This window comes from Pseudomonas sp. BN411 (assembly GCF_029871235.1).
GTDB lineage: Bacteria > Pseudomonadota > Gammaproteobacteria > Pseudomonadales > Pseudomonadaceae > Metapseudomonas.
Window position 1 is genome coordinate 163,363 of the sequence record NZ_SSOM01000074.1, and the last position, 18,544, is coordinate 181,906.

Annotated in this window: 18 protein-coding genes; 14 read left to right on the forward strand and 4 right to left on the reverse strand. The window is 65.2% G+C overall.

Annotated elements, in window-relative coordinates; genetic code table 11:
- The 7 genes from tkt (at nt 1) to E8F06_RS21700 (ending at nt 6,676) form a co-directional block, all read left to right on the forward strand.
- Complete coding sequence (gene tkt, locus E8F06_RS21670; RefSeq protein WP_280370887.1) at nt 1-2,001, forward strand: transketolase; 2,001 nt, start codon at nt 1-3, stop codon at nt 1,999-2,001.
- A 96-nt stretch (nt 2,002-2,097) separates the two neighbouring features.
- Entirely contained in the window at nt 2,098-3,147 is a 1,050-nt protein-coding gene (gene epd, locus E8F06_RS21675; protein ID WP_280370889.1) for an erythrose-4-phosphate dehydrogenase, read from the forward strand.
- A gap of 28 nt (nt 3,148-3,175) precedes the next feature.
- On the forward strand, nt 3,176-4,336 hold the full coding sequence (locus tag E8F06_RS21680) for a phosphoglycerate kinase (RefSeq protein WP_280370891.1): 1,161 nt from the start codon (nt 3,176-3,178) through the stop codon (nt 4,334-4,336).
- 65 nt (nt 4,337-4,401) lie between these two features.
- Nucleotides 4,402-4,596 carry a hypothetical protein gene (locus E8F06_RS21685; protein ID WP_280370893.1) on the forward strand — a complete coding sequence of 65 codons (195 nt, stop codon included), beginning with the start codon at nt 4,402-4,404 and terminating at the stop codon, nt 4,594-4,596.
- Nucleotides 4,597-4,642: 46 nt separating this feature from the next.
- A complete protein-coding gene (locus E8F06_RS21690) occupies nt 4,643-4,960 on the forward strand; it encodes an MliC family protein (protein ID WP_280370895.1) in 318 nt (105 codons plus the stop codon).
- Nucleotides 4,961-5,082: 122 nt separating this feature from the next.
- Nucleotides 5,083-6,147: a class II fructose-bisphosphate aldolase gene (gene fba / locus E8F06_RS21695; protein ID WP_280370897.1), complete on the forward strand. Its 1,065-nt coding sequence runs from the start codon at nt 5,083-5,085 to the stop codon at nt 6,145-6,147.
- Between the two features lie 67 nt (nt 6,148-6,214).
- Nucleotides 6,215-6,676: a hypothetical protein gene (locus tag E8F06_RS21700; protein WP_280370899.1), complete on the forward strand. Its 462-nt coding sequence runs from the start codon at nt 6,215-6,217 to the stop codon at nt 6,674-6,676.
- A gap of 130 nt (nt 6,677-6,806) precedes the next feature.
- Here E8F06_RS21700 and E8F06_RS21705 read toward each other — a convergent pair whose 3' ends face one another.
- Complete coding sequence (locus E8F06_RS21705; protein ID WP_280370901.1) at nt 6,807-7,478, reverse strand: polysaccharide lyase family 7 protein; 672 nt, start codon at nt 7,476-7,478, stop codon at nt 6,807-6,809.
- A 528-nt stretch (nt 7,479-8,006) separates the two neighbouring features.
- On the opposite strand from E8F06_RS21705, the gene E8F06_RS21710 reads away from it, so the two are divergent.
- The 4 genes from E8F06_RS21710 (at nt 8,007) to E8F06_RS21725 (ending at nt 11,191) form a co-directional block, all read left to right on the forward strand.
- Nucleotides 8,007-8,501: a M48 family metallopeptidase gene (locus E8F06_RS21710; protein ID WP_280370903.1), complete on the forward strand. Its 495-nt coding sequence runs from the start codon at nt 8,007-8,009 to the stop codon at nt 8,499-8,501.
- Between the two features lie 53 nt (nt 8,502-8,554).
- Entirely contained in the window at nt 8,555-9,310 is a 756-nt protein-coding gene (locus E8F06_RS21715; RefSeq protein WP_280370905.1) for a transporter substrate-binding domain-containing protein, read from the forward strand.
- A gap of 87 nt (nt 9,311-9,397) precedes the next feature.
- Nucleotides 9,398-10,255: an HDOD domain-containing protein gene (locus tag E8F06_RS21720; RefSeq protein WP_280370906.1), complete on the forward strand. Its 858-nt coding sequence runs from the start codon at nt 9,398-9,400 to the stop codon at nt 10,253-10,255.
- A gap of 45 nt (nt 10,256-10,300) precedes the next feature.
- Nucleotides 10,301-11,191 (forward strand): hypothetical protein, encoded by an 891-nt coding sequence (locus E8F06_RS21725; RefSeq protein WP_280370909.1) that lies wholly within the window; start codon nt 10,301-10,303, stop codon nt 11,189-11,191.
- Here the strand turns inward: E8F06_RS21725 and E8F06_RS21730 are convergent.
- Nucleotides 11,188-11,421: a DUF1127 domain-containing protein gene (locus tag E8F06_RS21730; RefSeq protein ID WP_190833360.1), complete on the reverse strand. Its 234-nt coding sequence runs from the start codon at nt 11,419-11,421 to the stop codon at nt 11,188-11,190. The two genes, E8F06_RS21725 and E8F06_RS21730, sit on opposite strands and share 4 nt — an antisense overlap.
- 186 nt (nt 11,422-11,607) lie before the next feature.
- Here E8F06_RS21730 and E8F06_RS21735 point away from each other — a divergent pair, with 186 nt between their 5' ends.
- Entirely contained in the window at nt 11,608-13,023 is a 1,416-nt protein-coding gene (locus tag E8F06_RS21735; protein ID WP_280370911.1) for a PLP-dependent aminotransferase family protein, read from the forward strand.
- Between the two features lie 241 nt (nt 13,024-13,264).
- Nucleotides 13,265-13,714 (forward strand): transposase, encoded by a 450-nt coding sequence (locus tag E8F06_RS21740; protein ID WP_280370913.1) that lies wholly within the window; start codon nt 13,265-13,267, stop codon nt 13,712-13,714.
- 120 nt (nt 13,715-13,834) lie between these two features.
- Here E8F06_RS21740 and yccS read toward each other — a convergent pair whose 3' ends face one another.
- Nucleotides 13,835-16,012, reverse strand: a complete 2,178-nt coding sequence (gene yccS / locus E8F06_RS21745; protein WP_280370914.1) for a YccS family putative transporter — start codon at nt 16,010-16,012, stop codon at nt 13,835-13,837.
- Between the two features lie 230 nt (nt 16,013-16,242).
- On the opposite strand from yccS, the gene E8F06_RS21750 reads away from it, so the two are divergent.
- Nucleotides 16,243-17,010, forward strand: coding sequence for a transporter substrate-binding domain-containing protein (locus E8F06_RS21750; protein WP_280370916.1), 768 nt, complete (start codon nt 16,243-16,245; stop codon nt 17,008-17,010).
- Between the two features lie 111 nt (nt 17,011-17,121).
- Here the strand turns inward: E8F06_RS21750 and dbpA are convergent, their stop codons facing one another.
- On the reverse strand, nt 17,122-18,501 hold the full coding sequence (dbpA, locus tag E8F06_RS21755; RefSeq protein ID WP_280370918.1) for an ATP-dependent RNA helicase DbpA: 1,380 nt from the start codon (nt 18,499-18,501) through the stop codon (nt 17,122-17,124).
- Nucleotides 18,502-18,544: the final 43 nt, after the last annotated feature.

Sequence of the window (18,544 nt, forward strand, 5' to 3'; positions counted from 1 at the left end):
ATGCCCAGCCGTCGTGAGCGTGCCAATGCCATTCGTGCCCTGAGCATGGATGCGGTGCAGAAAGCCAACAGCGGCCACCCCGGCGCCCCCATGGGGATGGCCGATATCGCCGAAGTGCTCTGGCGGGATTACCTGCAGCACAACCCGAACAACCCCGAATGGCCCAACCGCGACCGCTTCGTGCTGTCCAACGGCCACGGCTCGATGCTGAACTACTCGCTGCTGCACCTGACCGGCTACGACCTCAACATCGAAGACCTGAAGAACTTCCGCCAGCTCGGCAGCCGCACCCCGGGCCACCCGGAGTACGGCTACACCGCTGGCGTCGAGACCACCACCGGTCCGCTGGGCCAGGGCATCGCCAACGCCGTTGGTTTCGCCATCGCCGAAAAGACCCTGGCTGCCCAGTTCAACCGTGACGGCCACAACATCGTCGACCACAACACCTACGTGTTCCTCGGCGATGGCTGCATGATGGAAGGCATTTCCCACGAAGTCTGCGCACTGGCCGGCACCCTCGGCCTGGGCAAGCTGGTCGCCTTCTACGACGACAACGGCATCTCCATCGACGGCGAAGTCCACGGCTGGTTCACCGATGACACCCCGAAGCGCTTCGAAGCCTACGGCTGGCAGGTGATCCGTAACGTCGACGGCCATGACGCCGACGAGATCAAGACCGCCATCGAGACCGCGCGCAAATCCAGCGACCGCCCGACCCTGATCTGCTGCAAGACCGTGATCGGCTTCGGTTCGCCGAACAAGCAAGGCAAGGAAGAGTGCCACGGCGCTCCCCTGGGCAACGACGAAATCGCCCTGACCCGCGCCGCGCTGGGCTGGAACCACGCGCCCTTCGAAGTCCCGGCCGACATCTATGCCGAGTGGGACGCCAAGGCCGCCGGCGCCTCCCGCGAGGCCGAGTGGAACGAGCGCTTCGCCGCCTACGCCGCCGCCCATCCGGAACTGGCCGCTGAATTCCAGCGCCGCATCAAGGGCCAACTGCCGGCCGACTTCTCCGCCAAGGCCGATGCCTACATCGCGGAAGTGGCCGCCAAGGGCGAAACCATCGCCAGCCGCAAGGCCAGCCAGAACGCCCTGAACGCCTTCGGCCCGCTGCTGCCGGAATTCCTCGGCGGTTCGGCTGACCTGGCCGGCTCCAACCTGACCCTGTGGAAGGGTTGCAAGGGTGTGTCCGCCGAGGACGCTTCCGGCAACTACCTGTTCTACGGCGTGCGCGAGTTCGGCATGAGCGCCATCATGAACGGCATCGCCCTGCACGGCGGCTTCATTCCTTACGGCGCCACCTTCCTGGTCTTCATGGAATACGCCTGCAACGCCGTGCGCATGGCCGCCCTGATGAAGAAGCGCGTGCTGTTCGTCTACACCCACGACTCCATCGGCCTGGGTGAAGACGGTCCGACCCACCAGCCGGTCGAGCAGTTGGCCAGCCTGCGCTGCACCCCGAACCTGAACACCTGGCGTCCGGCTGACGCGGTGGAATCCGCTGTGGCCTGGAAATCCTCCATCGAGCGCAACGACGGCCCGAGCGCGCTGATCTTCTCCCGCCAGAACCTGCCCCACCAGGCTCGCGACGCTGCCCAGGTGGCGAACATCGCCCGTGGCGGCTACGTGCTGAAGGACAGCGAAGGCGAGCCGGAACTGATCCTGATCGCCACCGGCTCCGAAGTGGGCCTGGCCGTCCAGGCCTATGACGTGCTGACCGCCGCCGGCCGCAAGGTTCGCGTGGTGTCCATGCCGTCCACCAGCCTGTTCGACCAGCAGGACGCCGCCTACAAGCAGGCCGTTCTGCCGGTACAGGTTGGCGCGCGCATTGCCATCGAAGCTGCCCATGCGGACTTCTGGTACAAGTACGTCGGCCTGGAAGGTCGCGTGATCGGCATGACCACCTTCGGTGAGTCGGCGCCGGCCGCAGCCCTGTTCGAGCACTTCGGCTTCACCGTCGACAACATCGTCGCCACCGCCGAAGAACTGCTGGACGTCTGACCCGTCCGTAGGAGCGAACTTGCTCGCGAGGCTTCTTGCTTCGCGAGCAAGCTCGCTCCTACAGGATTTCCTACCCCTCGGTCCTGCGAGCGCACCATGCCAAGCAACCGCCCCTTCAAAGTCGCCCTCAACGGCTACGGCCGCATCGGCCGTTGCGTGCTGCGCGCGCTCCATGAGCGCAGTGGCGGGGCGAGCTTCGAGATCGTCGCGCTGAACGACCTGGCCGATCAGGCCAGCATCGAATACCTGACCCGCTTCGACTCCACCCACGGCCGCTTCCCCGGCGAAGTGCGGGTGGATGGCGATTGCCTGCACATCAACGGCGACTGCGTGAAGGTACTGCGTAGCGCCGAACCGGAAGGCATCGACTGGGCTGCCCTGGGCGTGGACCTGGTGCTGGAATGCTCCGGCCAGTACACCCATCGCCAGCAGGCCGAGCGCTTCCTGGCTGCCGGCGCACCCCGCGTGCTGCTGTCCCAGCCCATGTCCACCGAGTCGGACATCGACGCCACCATCGTCTATGGCGTCAACCAGGACAGCCTGACCGGTGCCGAGAAACTGGTATCCAACGCGTCCTGCACCACCAACTGCGGTGTGCCGCTGCTGAAACTTCTCAACGAGTCCGTGGGTCTGGAATACGTCTCCATTACCACTATCCACTCGGCGATGAACGACCAGCCCGTGATCGACGCCTACCACCACGAAGACCTGCGCCGCACCCGCTCCGCCTTCCAGTCGGTGATCCCGGTATCCACCGGACTCGCCCGCGGTATCGAGCGCCTGCTGCCGGAACTGACCGGGCGCATCCAGGCCAAGGCGATCCGCGTGCCGACGGTGAACGTGTCCTGCCTGGACATCACCCTGCAGACCGCCCGTGACACCTCGGCTGCCGAGATCAACCGGGTGCTCCGCGAAGCCGCCGAAAGCGGCCCGCTGAAGGGCCTGCTGGCCTACACCGAGCTGCCCCACGCCAGCTGCGACTTCAACCACGATCCCCATTCCGCCATCGTCGATGGCAGCCAGACCCGTGTGTCCGGCCCGCGCCTGGTCAACCTGCTGGCCTGGTTCGACAACGAATGGGGCTTCGCCAATCGAATGCTCGACACCGCAGACCACTATCTGCGGGTTTCCGCTGCTTCTCGTTAACTACCAGCCCCCGTGAAGGACTGACCCCATGACCGTGTTGAAAATGACCGACCTCGACCTCCAGGGTAAGCGCGTGCTGATCCGTGAGGATCTCAACGTGCCGGTGAAGGACGGCGTCGTGAAGAGTGATGCGCGCATCCTCGCCTCCCTGCCGACCATCAAGCTGGCACTGGAGAAGGGCGCGGCGGTAATGGTCTGCTCCCACCTGGGCCGTCCCACCGAGGGCGAGTTCTCCGAAGAGAACAGCCTCAAGCCGGTGGCCGACTACCTGTCCAAGGCCCTGGGCCGCGAGGTTCCGCTGGTGGCCGACTACCTGGGCGGCGTCGACGTCGCCCCCGGCCAGGTGGTGCTGTTCGAGAACGTGCGCTTCAACAAGGGCGAGAAGAAGAACGCCGATGAGCTGGCCCAGCAGTACGCCGCCCTGTGCGACGTCTTCGTGATGGACGCCTTCGGCACCGCCCACCGCGCCGAGGGTTCCACCCACGGCGTGGCCAAGTTCGCCAAGGTCGCCGCTGCCGGCCCGCTGCTGGCTGCCGAGCTGGACGCGCTGGGCAAGGCCCTGGGTAACCCGGCTCGTCCGATGGCCGCCATCGTTGCCGGCTCCAAGGTTTCCACCAAGCTCGACGTGCTGAACTCGCTGTCGCAGATCTGCGACCAGCTGATCGTCGGCGGCGGCATCGCCAACACCTTCCTCGCCGCTGCCGGCTACAAGGTGGGCAAGTCCCTGTACGAAGCCGACCTGGTCGACACCGCCAAGGCCATTGCCGCCAAGGTCAGCGTGCCGCTGCCGGTGGACGTGGTGGTCGCCAAGGAATTCGCCGAAAGCGCTGTTGCCACCGTCAAGGCAATCGCCGACGTGGCAGACGACGACATGATCCTGGACATCGGCCCGCAGACCGCCGCCCAGTTCGCCGAGCTGCTGAAGTCCTCCAAGACCATCCTCTGGAACGGTCCGGTAGGCGTGTTCGAATTCGACCAGTTCGGCAACGGCACCAAGGTCCTGGCCCAGGCCATCGCCGAAAGCCCGGCCTTCTCCATTGCCGGTGGTGGTGACACCCTGGCGGCGATCGACAAGTACGGCGTGAACGAGCAGATCTCCTACATCTCCACCGGTGGTGGTGCTTTCCTCGAGTTCGTCGAGGGTAAAGTGCTGCCCGCCGTGGAAGTGCTGGAACAGCGCGCCAAGTAAAAGGCCTAAACCATGGCAGGGCTCCGCGGTCCCTTGAACAGGGCTAGCGAAAAGGAGTACCTGCCATGCGCTACGCTGCGATTCTGCTGATTCTCTGTGCTGGACTCTGGGGCTGTGCCGGTGGCAAGCCCTCCAGCACTTGTGAAGTGATGAGCCCGCCCCAGGTGATAGTCCCGAGCAATCAGGATGACCAGCGGGTAGAGGCGCAGGCCAGTGGTGACCCCACTGAGAGCAACGAAGGACAACAGCATTGCCCGTGACGGAGCGGTGCGCGGATGGCCGGAGCCGTCCCCCAAGGAGACGTGGATGAAAGGATGGTTCGCCCTCGCGGGCCTCGCGCTGCTGACCGGTTGTGCCGGTCAGCAGGCTCCCAGCGATGATTGGACCCGCTGGGTATGCGACAGCCAGACCGAAGTACTCTGGCGCTTCGCCGATGCGAGCCAGGAGAGCGTTGATCTGCGCCTGGGCGGCGGCGATATCGTCCACCGCCTCAAGCGGGAACCCTCGGGCTCCGGCGCGCTCTACACCGACGGCAACCTGGCCTTCCACACCAAGGGTGATGAAGGCCTGGTCTATTGGGCCGCTACCGACGACCTGATTGGTCGCGGCTGCAAAGCCCTCTGACCCGTTTTTGATTTTCCCCGGGGCGGGCGCATGACCGCTCCTCCCTGGGAACTTGAACCCGGCCTGCCCCTGCGGCAGGCTTTGCAATTTGACAGCCCACCCAATCGGGAGACTGAAACACCATGGCACTCATCAGCATGCGCCAGATGCTGGACCACGCCGCCGAATTCGGCTACGGCGTACCGGCTTTCAACGTCAACAACCTGGAACAGATGCGCGCCATCATGGAAGCGGCCGACAAGACCGATTCCCCGGTGATCGTGCAGGCCTCCGCCGGTGCCCGCAAATACGCTGGCGCCCCCTTCCTGCGCCACCTGATCCTGGCTGCCATCGAAGAATTCCCGCACATCCCGGTGTGCATGCACCAGGACCACGGCACCAGCCCTGACGTCTGCCAGCGCTCCATCCAGCTCGGTTTCTCCTCCGTGATGATGGACGGCTCCCTGCGCGAAGACGGCAAGACCCCGTCCGACTACGAGTACAACGTGCGCGTCACTCAGCAGACCGTTGCCTTCGCCCACGCCTGCGGCGTGTCCGTGGAAGGTGAGCTGGGCTGCCTGGGTTCCCTGGAAACCGGCCAGGCCGGTGAAGAAGACGGCGTTGGCGCCGAAGGCATTCTGGACCACAGCCAGATGCTGACCGACCCGGAAGAGGCCGCCGACTTCGTCAAGAAGACCCAGGTGGACGCCCTGGCCATCGCCATCGGCACCAGCCACGGCGCCTACAAGTTCACCAAGCCGCCGACCGGTGACATCCTCGCCATCGACCGCATCAAGGAAATCCACAAGCGCATCCCCAACACCCACCTGGTGATGCACGGTTCTTCCTCCGTTCCGCAGGACTGGCTGGCGATCATCAACGAGTTCGGCGGCGACATTAAGGAAACCTACGGCGTGCCGGTCGAGGAAATCGTCGAAGGCATCAAGTACGGCGTACGCAAGGTGAACATCGACACCGACCTGCGCCTGGCTTCCACCGGTGCCATCCGCAGCTTCCTGGCCAAGAACCCGGCCGAGTTCGATCCGCGCAAATACTTCGCCAAGACCGTCGAAGCCATGCGCGACATCTGCATCGCCCGCTACGAAGCTTTCGGCACCGCCGGCAACGCCTCCAAGATCAAGCCGATCTCCCTGGATGGCATGTTCGCGCGCTACGCCAAGGGCGAGCTGGCCGCCAAGGTCAACTGATCCTGTAGTGCTTCACGAGGAGCCCCGCAATGCGGGGCTCTTTCGTATCCGGCAAAAGGAGTTTCCGATGCGTCTGCCCCTGATGATGGGTTTCGCCCTGCTGGTCGCGGGCTGTGCCGGCCAGCCGCCGGTGGCCCCCGCGCCGCCGCCTGAGCCGGTATCCAGCGATCCGCAGCAGTGCCTGGACCGCACCGACTGCACCACCAAGACTTCCCGCACCCTGATGTTCGTCTTCGACTACGCCGAAGCCGGCGGCGCCCTGGTGCAGCGCAAGGGCGTCTGGCTGTTCACCCCGACTGCGACCAAACCGTCCGGCTGGCCGTCGCTGAAGATCCGTCTGGCCGACCCGCCCACCGGGCGCTTCGAGTTCGCCAGCCAGTGCCCGGCTGAGGACTGCCGGATCAGCGAGGGGGATCTGTTGAGGGTGTATCGCAGTTATCTGGGCGGTGAGCCCTGCTCGTTGCTCGATCCCAAGGCATTGGCGCGTTGCGTTGAGCCCGAAACCCTCACCCCCAGCCCCTCTCCCTGAGGGAGAGGGGAGCTGTTTGTGCGAAGGCCGTCATTTGCGTTCGGCATCACTCCCGGTTGCCGGCGAGTTTCATTCATTCAGGCGCGAGTCACCCCTCTCCACGTTGGGGAGAGGGGCCGGGGGGAGGGAGTCAGGGCACCCGATGCTCGATCTTCAGGCTGTAGAAGGTCGCCTTCCCCGCCTCGGTCTCGTATCCCGTGTTGTCCTGTGCATATACCCCCGCCTTGAAGTACAGCGGCTTCGGCGCCCAGGCCGTGGACAGCTGCTGGCTCCACAGGCTGCCATTGACCATCACGCTGAGCACGCCCTTCGGCGACAGGTCGATCACGTAGCTGAAGCGCTGGTTCAGCGGGATGCCACTGAGCAGCGGGATCACGGTGCTGGTTTCCTCGGTGGGCGATTTGCGCACCTTGGCGACGATGTTGGCTGTCTGGCTCGCAGTCTTGAACTGGTACTCCAGCTTGAGCAGCGGATTGGCGCTGCCAAAGGCGTGGATCTGGCCGATCACCAGCTTGCCGGTGGAAGGCACCTGGCTGACGGCGAGGTTGGCGCTGAGCAGGTTGTCGGCGCTGGGGTAGGTCCAGTTGCGTAGCTCGCCGTCGGCGTAGGTCTCGCGCAGTTCGCTGCGCGGGTACACAGCGTTGGCGGTGGTGGTGCCGTTCACCGGGACCCAGAAGGTCACGCCAGTGGAGGTGCTCTGGAAATAGTGGTCCTGGTAACCACCCACCAGCAGCGGGGTTTCGATGGTGACAGCGGGTACGCCTACGGGCAGGGTCAGGTTCCAGGTGGAGAGGTCGATCATGACTGAGTTCTCGAAAGGAACTTCCAGTCGGGCGCTGCTTATCCTCGTCACCCAGATACTGGGGCGGCGTTCCGGCCAATCGCGCTCGAACCAAAAGTGAGGTTGCTGGTGGCAGTTGCCCGCCGTGTCGTCCGAAGGCATTGCGGCCGTCTCGCGAGCGCTTTATACGGACTCGCCGCGTGGCTTGTCAGTTACCGATTGTCGTCATGTTGACGTCAATAAAATGCCGAATTTTCGATTGGCCAGTATTGCGATATTGCTTCTGGCGACCGCATCGTATTCGGCCGGATATGACCGGCCTTGATGGATAAGGAGTTTTCCCCAAGGGGGGCGCCGGTTTATTGAACGGCTCTGGCTCGGTGCTATCAGCGATACGCGTGGCGCGCTCGAGAGGGAATTTGCTCGAAAATTGAACTGCGTCGCAAAGCCCCAGGGAACTATTCGAGGTACGGTCGACTGGTCCGGGAGGCGCTCGCAAAAGGCTGTGCTCGGGTAGACTGTCGCGCCCCCATTCCCACCAGCTTTGTCATGACCAGTCTCAAGTACCTCCGCGGCTACCCGGCCCACCTCCAGGAACAGGTGGCGCAGATGATGGCCGCCGGCCGCCTCGGCGAGTACCTGGAGCGCCGCTATCCGGGCCGCCACGAAGTGCAGAGCGACAAGGCGCTGTACAGCTACGCCATGACCCTGAAGCAGGAGCACCTGCGTAACGCGCCGGCCCCGGACAAGGTGCTCTACGACAACAAGCTCGATGTGGTGCACAAGGCCCTCGGCCTGAACACGGCCATCTCGCGGGTGCAGGGCGGCAAGCTCAAGGCGAAGAAGGAAATCCGCGTCGCGTCGCTGTTCAAGGAGGCCGCGCCGGAGTTCCTGCAAATGATCCTGGTCCACGAGCTGGCGCACCTGAAGGAACGCGACCACACCAAGGCCTTCTACCAGCTGTGCGAACACATGCTGCCCGGCTACCACCAGCTGGAGTTCGACCTGCGCATCTACCTCACCTGGCGGGAGCTGCCGGGCTGAGCCGAACGCCGGCTGCTAGGCTCTGAGGTAGCAGCCGACCGAGGTTCGCGGACATGCGTCCGACTTTCCGCACCCTCTGTTTCATCCTCTGGGTGCTGGGCCTGGTCCCCTTCGCCGATGGCCGGGAATTGCTCGCCGTCGGCACCGAATTCCCCGGTATCTATGTCCTCGACCGCAGCGGTGAGCCGCGCGGGCTCGGCGTTGATGCGTTGCGCGTGATCGCCAGCGAGCTGGGTCATCAGGTGCGTTTCGAGCACTACCCCTGGGCACGCGCGCAGAAGCTGGTGGAAGAGGGCCGCGCCGATGTGCTGATCGGCCCCTACCGGACCGCTGCGCGGGAGCGCCGTTTCCAGTTCGCCGAGCCCGGCTTCTACCGCGACAGCGTCGTCTTCTATGCCCGCACGGACTCCACCAGCAGTTGGGACGGCACCCTGGAAAGCCTCCTGGGGAAACGCATCGCCATCATCCACGGCTGGATCTACGGTGAACGCTTCGAAGCCATGCGCGGCCACCTCGACCAGCACGTCACACCCTCGGTGGAGCATGCCTTCAAGCTGCTGATGGCGGGGCGCGCCGACCTGGCCGCGACCAACGTGCGGGATTCCCGGCCACGCATTGAAGAGCTGGGTATCGCCGACAAGGTGCATCGCCTCAAGCCGGACATCGATACCCAGGTGGGCTATTTCGCCCTGCCAAGAGGCGAAGCCCACCGCCAGCTCCGTGACGACATCGGCCGCACCCTGCGACAGATGCGTGCCGATGGTCGGCTGGCAAAGCTCGCAAAGCCTTATGGCGTGCCGCTTCCCTGAGCAGGTCGTCCGATTGAGCCAATCGCCCGTGGGCGTTGGAGTGGCACATGGCTACACTGCCGCCACAAGAAGAAGGGGGGAGCCGGATTGAACGCAGTCGAGTCGGATTATTCGATCTACCGCAAGGTGGTCACGCAGTTGATGAATGGCGAGGAGCAGTTGCCCAGCCTGCCGATGATCACCCTGGATATCCGTCGCGCCCTGGCTGATCCGAACGTCTCGGTTGCCCGTCTGAAGCAGGTCATCAGCAGGGACCCGGCCCTCAGCGCGCTGCTGATGAAGCACGCCTCCAGCATCGTGTTCCGCTCCACCCAGCCGCCCAGGACCCTGGAAGACGTCATCCGCATGCTCGGCCTGCAGGAGGTGGACCGCATCACCCTGGTGCACAGCCTGAAGAGCCTCTTCACCCTTCACAGCGTCGCCCACAAGCAACTGTTCGTTGGCGTCTGGGGAAGGCTGACGCGGCAGGCCGCCATCAGTGCCGTGCTCGCCCGCCCCCTGGGATTCACTTCGCCAGACCACGCACTGCTGGCCAGCCTGCTCTGCGATGTCGGCGAGCTGGCGGTGCTCTCTGCATTCAAGGACGCCAGTCAGGTACCAGGCCCCGAGGTTTATGCGCGGCTCTGTCGCGAATACGGCCAGTCCCTGAGCGTGATCGTGCTGCAGAAATGGGCCGTGGATCAGAGCTACATCGAGGTGGTGCGCGGCGCTCGGCGCTGGGACGTCGACAGTGGCGGCCGGCTCGGCCTGATCGATCTGGTCAACCTGGGCCTCTACCATGCCATGCGCGACGATGGCCGATTCGCGCAGCTGCCGCCGCTCGACCAGCTCGCCGCGTTCCGCAAGCTGGTACCGCCATCGGACGTGCTGGACGCCGGGGGAGGGCTGGCCCTGGTTTCCGCCCATCAGGACGCCATCCAGCGCACGGCCAGCCTGCTGCGCTGAAGGGCGCACCTATACTCAGGCGTACCGCTCGCTCCCGGGTGATCCATGCGCCGACTACCGCTGCTCTGCCTCAGCCTGTGCCTGGCCTGGGCTCATGCGGTCACGGCTGCCGAGCAGTGGCGGGTAGCGGTGGCAGAGGTTCCGGGGCTGGCCGAGGCGAACGGTACCGGCCCCCTGCCGGACCTGCTCCGCGCGCTGGACGCGCAATTGCCGGACATCGACTTCGAGCTGCAGATCACACCCTTCGCGCGCACCTTCCATCTGCTGCAGAACGGCCAGTGCGAGTTCCAGGTGCCCTTTCTTGGCAATCTGCCGCGCCTGCCGGCCGGATTGCGCTATGGCTCGGGCCGTCTCTGGCAGGTGCGCTTTGGCCTGTTCACCCAGCGTGGCAATGCCCTCAGCGTCGCCCAACTGCTCGACCCGGCCCATGTGCTCAGTGCCGAGCGTCTGGCCGCCAGCGGCATGGACGCCGCTCAGCAGGCACAGCTGAAGCCCCTGCTGGGGCGGAGTTGGCGACTGGACGAACTGCAGGAGCAGCTCGCCATGCCCACCGTGCCCACGGCCTTGCGGACCTTGGCCTATCCCTATCGGATCGAAACCGATCGCGCCCATGCGCCCTGGCTGGGATTCCCGGCGCTCTCCGGCAACAGCATCGAGGGCAGCCTGCAAAAGCTGGTGCGCGGGCGACTCGACGGCTACGTGTTCGCGGTGAACCAGACGGAGCACGAGATCGACCGCCTGGGCCTGCGTGAGCAGTTGCGGGCCCAGGATTTCGGCCTCTATCCGGTGCGCTGGCTGGTGCCGGACAACCTGCGTGGCGCCCAGGTGGACCGGCGCCTCATGGAGGCCCTGGGCAAGCTCCAGAGGCAGCCGGGCTTCGAGAAATTGCAGGCGCCGCTGAACAGGTTGTCCAGCGACTGGAAGCCCTGGCCCTAGCGCTTCCAGAAGGGCTTGAGGGCTTCCTCCAGCGCCTGCGCGCGGCTCAGGCCAACGTCCCTCAGGGCGTGATCGTCCAGCTCCAGGAGCTGGCGGCGGGTATGCAGGCGCATCCAGAAGCGGTTCCAGCGATCGCCCAGCCGTGCCGGTGCCAGGGAAACAGTGGCGCGCTGCTCCTGTTCCAGTTCCCGTGCTTGGAGAGTCAGACGTACATCGCTCAGGCCGTTCATCATTGCGTTCCTCATGCCCTTGGTGGATCGGGGTGGAACCATGATGTCCGTCGGCGAAATCACAATACAGATTCACGATCTGTATATTTTTTTCATACAGATTGCGTGATTTCCTATCTGAATCCTCCGTTTCAGGATCATCTGTAATGGTTCTGCTGCGGATATGTGCCGATTCGGGAGACTGTCATGAAGCTCTACATCAAGCTGGCCGAGACCCTGGGCGAACGTATTGAGCACGGGTACTACCGCCCCGGCGACCGCCTGCCGTCGGTACGAGCCCTGAGCCTGGAGCACGGCGTGAGCCTGAGTACGGTGCAGCAGGCCTACCGGATTCTCGAAGACAGCGGCCTGGCCGAGCCGCGGCCGAAGTCCGGCTACTTCGTGCCGCCGCGCCGCCAGACGCCGGCGCTGCCGGCGGTGAGCCGGGCACCGCAGCGGCCGGTGGATGTCTCGCAATGGAATGACGTACTCGACCTGATCAAGCGCAGCGCCAAGGACAATGTGCTCCAGCTCGGCCGAGGCATGCCGGACATCACCAGCCCGACCTTGAAGCCTTTGCTGCGCAGCCTCGGCCAGATCAGCCGGCGCCAGGACGGCAGCGGTCTGTACTACGACAGCATCTATGGCACCCAGGCCCTGCGCGAACAGGTGGCGCGCCTGGTGCTGGATTCCGGCTGCCAGATCCCCGCCAGCGACATCGTCATCACCACCGGTTGCCACGAGGCGCTGTCGGTGGCGATCCGCTCCACCTGCGAGCCGGGGGACATAGTCGCGGTGGATTCGCCGAGCTTCCACGGCGCCATGCAGACCTTGAAGGGCTTCGGCATGAAGGCACTGGAACTGCCGACCGACCCGCTCAATGGCATCAGCCTGGAAGCGTTGGAAATGGCCCTGGAACAGTGGCCGATCAAGCTGATCCAGCTCACCCCCAACTGCAACAACCCGCTCGGCTACATCATGCCGGAAGCACGCAAGCGCGCCCTGGTCACCCTGGCCCAGCGCTACGACGTGCCAATCCTGGAGGACGACGTCTACGGCGACCTCGCCTACCAGTACCCGCGGCCGCGCACCATCAAGTCCTTCGACGCCGATGGCCGCGTGCTGCTCTGCAGCTCCTTCTCCAAGACAGTGGCGCCGGGTATCCGCGTCGGCTGGATCGCCCCCGGCCGCTACCTCGACCGGGTGCTGCACATGAAGTACATCTCCACCGGCGCCACCGCCACCCAGCCGCAACTGGCGCTGGCCGACTTCATCGCCAACGGCCACTACGAACCGCACCTGCGGCGCATGCGCAGCCAGTACCAGCACAGCCGTGACCAGATGATCGACTGGGTGATGCGCTACTTCCCCGAAGGCACCCGCGCCAGCCGGCCCCAGGGCAGCTTCATGCTCTGGGTGGAACTACCCGAGGACTTCGACACCCTGCGTCTCAACCGCGCCCTGTTGCCCAAAGGCGTACAGATCGCCGCCGGCAGCATCTTCTCCGCCTCCGGCAAATACCGGAACTGCCTGCGGATGAACTACTCCTCCAAGCCCACCCCAAGCATCGAAGCCGCCGTGCGGATGGTGGGGGAGACGATCAGGGAGTTGATGGGGGAGTAGGGTGCGAGAACCTGAGGGTAAACATCCTGTAGGGGCGAATTCATTCGCCAAGCAGGCCGAAGGTCTGCCGATGTGCAAGGGAGTAGGGGGCTGCTTCGCAGCCCTTGGCGAATGAATTCGCCCCTACAGGCCATAGGCGCCTTCTGCAGGCTGGATCAGTCTTTTCGTTGCAATGTGCCGGCCCAGCATTCGATTGTTGCCCCATAGAGTCATCGCCTTCTGCATCAGGAGGGCAATGGATATGCCGAGGGACGATTTGCTCAGGGGACGGGTATCACGAGTCGGCCAGATCTACCACATCACCACCACAACCAATGACCGCCGGCCCCTGTTCCGGGACTTCGATTGCGCTCGCATTGCCATTGCCGAGTTGCGCCGGCTGCATGATCAGAATGTGGTGAACTCGCTCGCCTGGGTGCTGATGCCGGACCACCTGCATTGGTTGCTCCAGCTCAACGGGCCGATTGGATTGTCCAACGTGGTCAAGGTATTCAAAGGGCGTTCGGCCCGTCAGCTGGGCTTCCGCGTCGAAACCGGCGGAGGCGTCTGGCAACCGGGATTTCACGACCACGCCCTGCGCAGCGAGGAGAACATTCGCCAGGTTGCGCGCTACATCGTGGCCAACCCTTTGCGGGCAGGCCTGGTGGAGCAGATAGGGGATTACCCGTTCTGGGATGCCTGCTGGCTCTGACGCTTTGTAGGGGCGAATTCATTCGCCAAGGGCGGCGTAGCTGCCCCCCAGGGGTCGTGAAGGGCAGACCTTCGGCCTGCTTGGCGAATGAATTCGCCCCTACAGCGGTTCGCGCATCCCCTACGCCACCTTCCCCTCATTCAACAAATGCGCCGCCAGCGTCCTCAGCGCCCCCAGCTGCCGGCAGATCAGCCCAAGCTCGGTCTGCACCAGACGCGGGCGGTCGTCCATGTCTTCGGGAAGCTGCTCCAGGGTCTTGGCGAGTGCATCCTCCTCATCGCGATGAATACTGATCGGACGGCGGTCGGTCAGGCCCTGGGCGATGCAGTCCAGGCTTTCGGCAATCTGTTCAGCGGCTTGGTTGATGGTCGGTGTCAGGGCTTCGCCCGGCGTCTCGCTGCGATGGGCGCCGAGCGCGGAGAGGTAGCTGAGCAGGGTGTGGGAGAGCACCAGGAAGCGGAAGCCGACATCGGCTTCCTTCCGGAAGTGGCCCGGCTCCATGAGCATGTTGGACAGCGTGGTGGACAGCGCCGCGTCGGCGTTGTGGGCGTTGCGCCGGGCCAGGCGGTAGGCCAGGTCGTCGCGTTTGCCGCTGGCGTACTGCTGCATGATCTGCCGCAGGTAGCGGCTGTTGCAGGCGAGGGTGTTGGCCACCACCTGGTTGAGCCGGCGGCCCTGCCAGTCGGGCAGGATGAAGATCACCGCGAGGCCGGCGATCAGGGCGCCGAGCAGGGTGTCCACGAAGCGCGGCAGGAACAGGCCGTAGCTGTTGCCGACCTGGTTGAAGCAGAACAGCACCATCAGGGTGATCGCGGCGGTGGCCAGGGTGTAGCGGGTCGCACGGTTGGCGAAGAAGATCACCCCGGCGATCACGGCGAAGGCGGACTGCACCAGGGCGCTGGGGAACAGGTCGAACAACGCCCAGCCCAGTGCCAGGCCGAGCAGGGTGCCGGCGATCCGCTGCACCAGCTTGCGCCGGGTGGCGCCGAAGTTGGGCTGGCAGACGAACACCGTGGTCAGCAGGATCCAGTAGCCCTGCTCGGGGTGGATCAGGTGCAGCACGCCATAGCCGGCGGTCAGCGCCACGGCCATGCGCAGGGCATGGCGGAACACCAGGGACGTGGGCGTGAGGTTCTGCTTGAGGCGTTCCCAGACATCCTTCGGGCCCTTGGGTGAGCGGTCCAGCAGGCTGGCATCCTGGGCTTCGGCGAGGGCGTCGGGATTGCTGGCATCGATCAGCAGGCGGTCGAGGGTGGCGAGGTTGCGCGCCAGGGCGTTGAGCGAGCGCAGCAGGCCGCGCCAGGCCGGATTGCTCTGGATGCGCAGGTGTTCCAGGGATTTGTTCAGGTCTTCCAGGGCCTGGGCGCCGTCCAGGTAGTCGAATGGCTGGCGCATCCGGATGGCGCGCCCCAGGGCTTGGCAGGCGCCGCCCTGCTGGCGCAGCAGGCGCTGGCAGCGGAACAACACATCGCTGTGGAAGAAGGCTTCGGCCAGTTCGTTGTAGGCGTAGTGGGAGGAACTGGCGCGTTCGTGGATGTCCTGGGCGAGGAAATAGAGCTTGAGATAGCGGCTCACCTTGGGGCCCGGCCGGCCATTGCCGACCCGGTGCAGGATGATCTCCTTGGCCGCATTGAGCGCCGCCACCACCTTGCCGTTCTGCCGTGCCAGCTCCAGGCGTCGTGCTTCCACGTCGAGCTGGCGCACCGGCTCCAGCAGCGCGGATTTCAGCTTGAGGTACTGCCCCAGTTCACGGAACAGCTTGGCCAGGCTCTGCTGTACCGGCTGGTGGGTGAAGACGGCCTGCCAGAGCACCGACAGCAGGCCGTACCAGGCGGCGCCGGCCACCAGCAGCACGGGTTCCTGCCAGAGATTGGTGGGCGCGCCATCGCGCTGGTCCACGCCGATCATGGTGTAGATGGAAAGGATCAGCGTCGCCGAGGCGATGGTGGCGTAGCGCTCGCCAAGGGCGCCGAGCATGGTCAGGCCGAAACTGGCCAGGGCCAGGGCGCCGACGAAGACCCAGGGGTAGGGGAACAGCAGTTCCACCGAGAGCGAGGCGACGCTGAAGCAGCCGAGGGTCACCAGCAGTGCGGTGAGACGCCCCTGCCAGCTGTCGTCGGTCTCCGCCAGGGCACTGGCGATGATGCCGAGGAAGAGGGGGATGAGCAGGTCCATGCGGTCCTGCTGCCAGCACAGCGCCATGCTCCCGGTGAGGGCGACGAAGACGCGCAGGCTGTAGCTGAACTTGTCGAGCGCCCAGAGGCGGCGCAGCGTTTGAGTGAATCGGGTCGAGGGCATAGGGGCCTTGTGGGCGAATGTCCGTTACGGCTGTGCTGCTGGCGACAGCCTAAGGTGAGCGGGAGGCGCTGTCAGCCACCCTGTCGCATTCGATGCCGGGGGACGGCGGGAGTCACATGGAGAGGAATGAAAAATCAGGTACGGGAGTGCCTGGGCGCGCTGGTGGCCACCTGTAATTTGGTGCAGTCTTGGCGAACCTGTCGGCCAAACCTGTTCTCGGATGCCCCCGCATGAGACGACGCTGTGGTTTTGCCCTGTTCGCCCTGCTGCTCACTACCGCAAGCGCCTACGCTGAAACCTTGCGCATGGCCGCCGACGTCTGGCCGCCCTTCACCGATGCGAGACTGCCGGGTAACGGGCTGGCGGCCGAGCTGGTGAGCACCGCACTCAAGCGCGCCGGACACCGCCCGGAATACATCGAAGTGCCCTGGGCCCGTGCCTTGCGCGGAGTCCAGGTGGGGGATTACGACTTGATCGTCAACGCCTGGTACAGCGATGAACGCGCGCGCTTCGGCCAGTTCTCCCAGCCTTACCTGACCAATCGCATTCTCTTCCTCAGGCGCAAGGGCAGCGACGTCGACTTCCGGACGCCGGGTGACCTCAAGCGCTACAGCATCGCCGTGGTGCGCGGATACAGCTACCTGCCGGGTTTCGATGCCGACGCCAGCCTGAACAAGGTGCCGGTAAAGGGTTTCCAGATGGCTGCGCGGATGCTGGCTGCCGGGCGCGTACAGCTGACCCTGGAAGACGATCTGGTGGCGCGCTACTACCTCGGCCGCGAGTTGGCGGGCGTTCGAGACCAGTTGGAGTTCCTGCCGCGGCCGCTCAGCGAGAACGGCCTGCACATCCTGGTGCGCCGCAGCCACCCGCGTCATCAGCAACTGGTGGACGAGTTCAACCGGGCGATGCAGGCCATGCGCGACGACGGAACCTATGAGGCCATCTTCGCCCGCCACGGCCTACCTGCCCCCGATAGGACCTGCTGCGCGTCGGAATAACTGCGTTGCGAATGGCTCCGGATTTGTCATTTACAGCTCGTAAACTCCGCATCCTCAGCCACTCGCGCCTTGTTCTTCTCTAGCTCGCGAGGTCCTGGGTCGGAGCCACGTTTAGAGGATCCGCACCTTGTAGGAACGCCCCTTGATCTTCCCTTCGCTGAGGCGCTTGAGCGCCTGCTTGGCGATGCCGCGTTCCACGGCGACGAAGGCCTGGAAGTCGAAGATGGCGATCTTGCCCACCTGGCTGCCCGGAATCCCGGCTTCGCCGGTGAGGGCGCCGACGATGTCGCCGGGGCGCAGCTTTTCCTTGCGACCGCCGTTGATGCACAGGGTGGCCATGGGCGGCAGCAGGGGATCGCGGTTCTTCACGATCAGCTCGTCGATGCGCTGCCAGTTCAACGGCGCCTGTTGCAGGTCCTCGATGGCCTGGGCGCGGTTGGCCTCGGCTGGCGCCACCAGGCTCAGGGCCAGTCCCTTCTCGCCGGCGCGGCCACTGCGGCCGACGCGGTGGATATGCACTTCGGGGTCGCGGGACAGTTCGACGTTGATGACTGCTTCCAGGCTGGCGATGTCCAGGCCGCGGGCGGCGACGTCGGTGGCGACCAGCACGCTGCAGCTCTGGTTGGCGAACAGCGCCAGCACCTGGTCACGCTCGCGCTGCTCCAGGTCGCCATGCAGCGACTGCGCAGACACGCCGTTGTCGCGCAGATGGGCTTCCAGCTCCTGGCACTGCTGGCGGGTGTGGCAGAAGGCGACGCAAGACTGCGGCCGGTTGCTTTGCAGCAGGCGCAGCACGGCGTCCATGCGCTGGCGCGGATCGATCTCGTAGAAGCGCTGCTCGATCTGGCTGTCGTCGTGCAGGGCTTCCACCTTGACCTGTTGCGGCTCGCGCATGAAGGTCTTGGCCAGTTGGGCGATGCCGGCCGGGTAGGTGGCGGAGAACAGCAGGGTCTGCCGGCGTGCCGGGAGCTGGCCGATGATGTCGGCGATGCTGTCGTAGAAGCCCATGTCGAGCATGCGGTCGGCTTCGTCCAGCACCAGCGTATTGAGGCCGTCGAGCACCAGGGTGGCCTTGCGCAGGTGCTCCTGGACTCGGCCGGGCGTGCCGACGATGACGTGGGCGCCGTGTTCCAGCGAGCCCACTTGCGGGCCGAAGGGCACGCCGCCGCAGAGGGTCAGCACCTTGATGTTGCCGTGGCCTCGGGCCAGGCGGCGGATTTCCTTGGCCACCTGGTCGGCCAGCTCGCGAGTCGGGCAGAGCACCAGCGCCTGGCAGCCGAAGTAGCGCGGATTGAGCGGCTCCAGCAGACCGATGCCGAAGGCTGCGGTCTTGCCGCTGCCGGTCTTGGCCTGGGCGATCAGGTCCTGGCCCTTGAGGATCAGCGGCAGGGCCTGGGCCTGGATCGGCGTCATGTCGCGGTAGCCCAGGGTTTCCAGGTTGGCCAGGGTGGCCTCGGAGAGGGGCAGGGAAGTAAAGGCGGTGGTGGTCACGGGAGGAGCCTGCAAGTCTAAATGGCGCGCAGTTTAGCAGGCC

What these genes read in the sequence shown, in the direction of transcription:
- E8F06_RS21740 (WP_280370913.1), top strand. Translation starts at nt 13,265, where the DNA reads ATGCCGAGGGACGATTTGCTCAGGGGACGGGTATCACGAGTCGGCCAG.
- epd (WP_280370889.1), top strand. Translation starts at nt 2,098, where the DNA reads ATGCCAAGCAACCGCCCCTTCAAAGTCGCCCTCAACGGCTACGGCCGC.
- E8F06_RS21680 (WP_280370891.1), top strand. Translation starts at nt 3,176, where the DNA reads ATGACCGTGTTGAAAATGACCGACCTCGACCTCCAGGGTAAGCGCGTG.
- E8F06_RS21700 (WP_280370899.1), top strand. Translation starts at nt 6,215, where the DNA reads ATGCGTCTGCCCCTGATGATGGGTTTCGCCCTGCTGGTCGCGGGCTGT.
- E8F06_RS21715 (WP_280370905.1), top strand. Translation starts at nt 8,555, where the DNA reads ATGCGTCCGACTTTCCGCACCCTCTGTTTCATCCTCTGGGTGCTGGGC.
- E8F06_RS21705 (WP_280370901.1), bottom strand. Translation starts at nt 7,478, where the DNA reads ATGATCGACCTCTCCACCTGGAACCTGACCCTGCCCGTAGGCGTACCC.
- E8F06_RS21750 (WP_280370916.1), top strand. Translation starts at nt 16,243, where the DNA reads ATGAGACGACGCTGTGGTTTTGCCCTGTTCGCCCTGCTGCTCACTACC.
- yccS (WP_280370914.1), bottom strand. Translation starts at nt 16,012, where the DNA reads ATGCCCTCGACCCGATTCACTCAAACGCTGCGCCGCCTCTGGGCGCTC.
- fba (WP_280370897.1), top strand. Translation starts at nt 5,083, where the DNA reads ATGGCACTCATCAGCATGCGCCAGATGCTGGACCACGCCGCCGAATTC.
- E8F06_RS21735 (WP_280370911.1), top strand. Translation starts at nt 11,608, where the DNA reads ATGAAGCTCTACATCAAGCTGGCCGAGACCCTGGGCGAACGTATTGAG.
- E8F06_RS21690 (WP_280370895.1), top strand. Translation starts at nt 4,643, where the DNA reads ATGAAAGGATGGTTCGCCCTCGCGGGCCTCGCGCTGCTGACCGGTTGT.
- E8F06_RS21730 (WP_190833360.1), bottom strand. Translation starts at nt 11,421, where the DNA reads ATGAACGGCCTGAGCGATGTACGTCTGACTCTCCAAGCACGGGAACTG.
- tkt (WP_280370887.1), top strand. Translation starts at nt 1, where the DNA reads ATGCCCAGCCGTCGTGAGCGTGCCAATGCCATTCGTGCCCTGAGCATG.
- E8F06_RS21710 (WP_280370903.1), top strand. Translation starts at nt 8,007, where the DNA reads ATGACCAGTCTCAAGTACCTCCGCGGCTACCCGGCCCACCTCCAGGAA.
- E8F06_RS21725 (WP_280370909.1), top strand. Translation starts at nt 10,301, where the DNA reads ATGCGCCGACTACCGCTGCTCTGCCTCAGCCTGTGCCTGGCCTGGGCT.
- E8F06_RS21685 (WP_280370893.1), top strand. Translation starts at nt 4,402, where the DNA reads ATGCGCTACGCTGCGATTCTGCTGATTCTCTGTGCTGGACTCTGGGGC.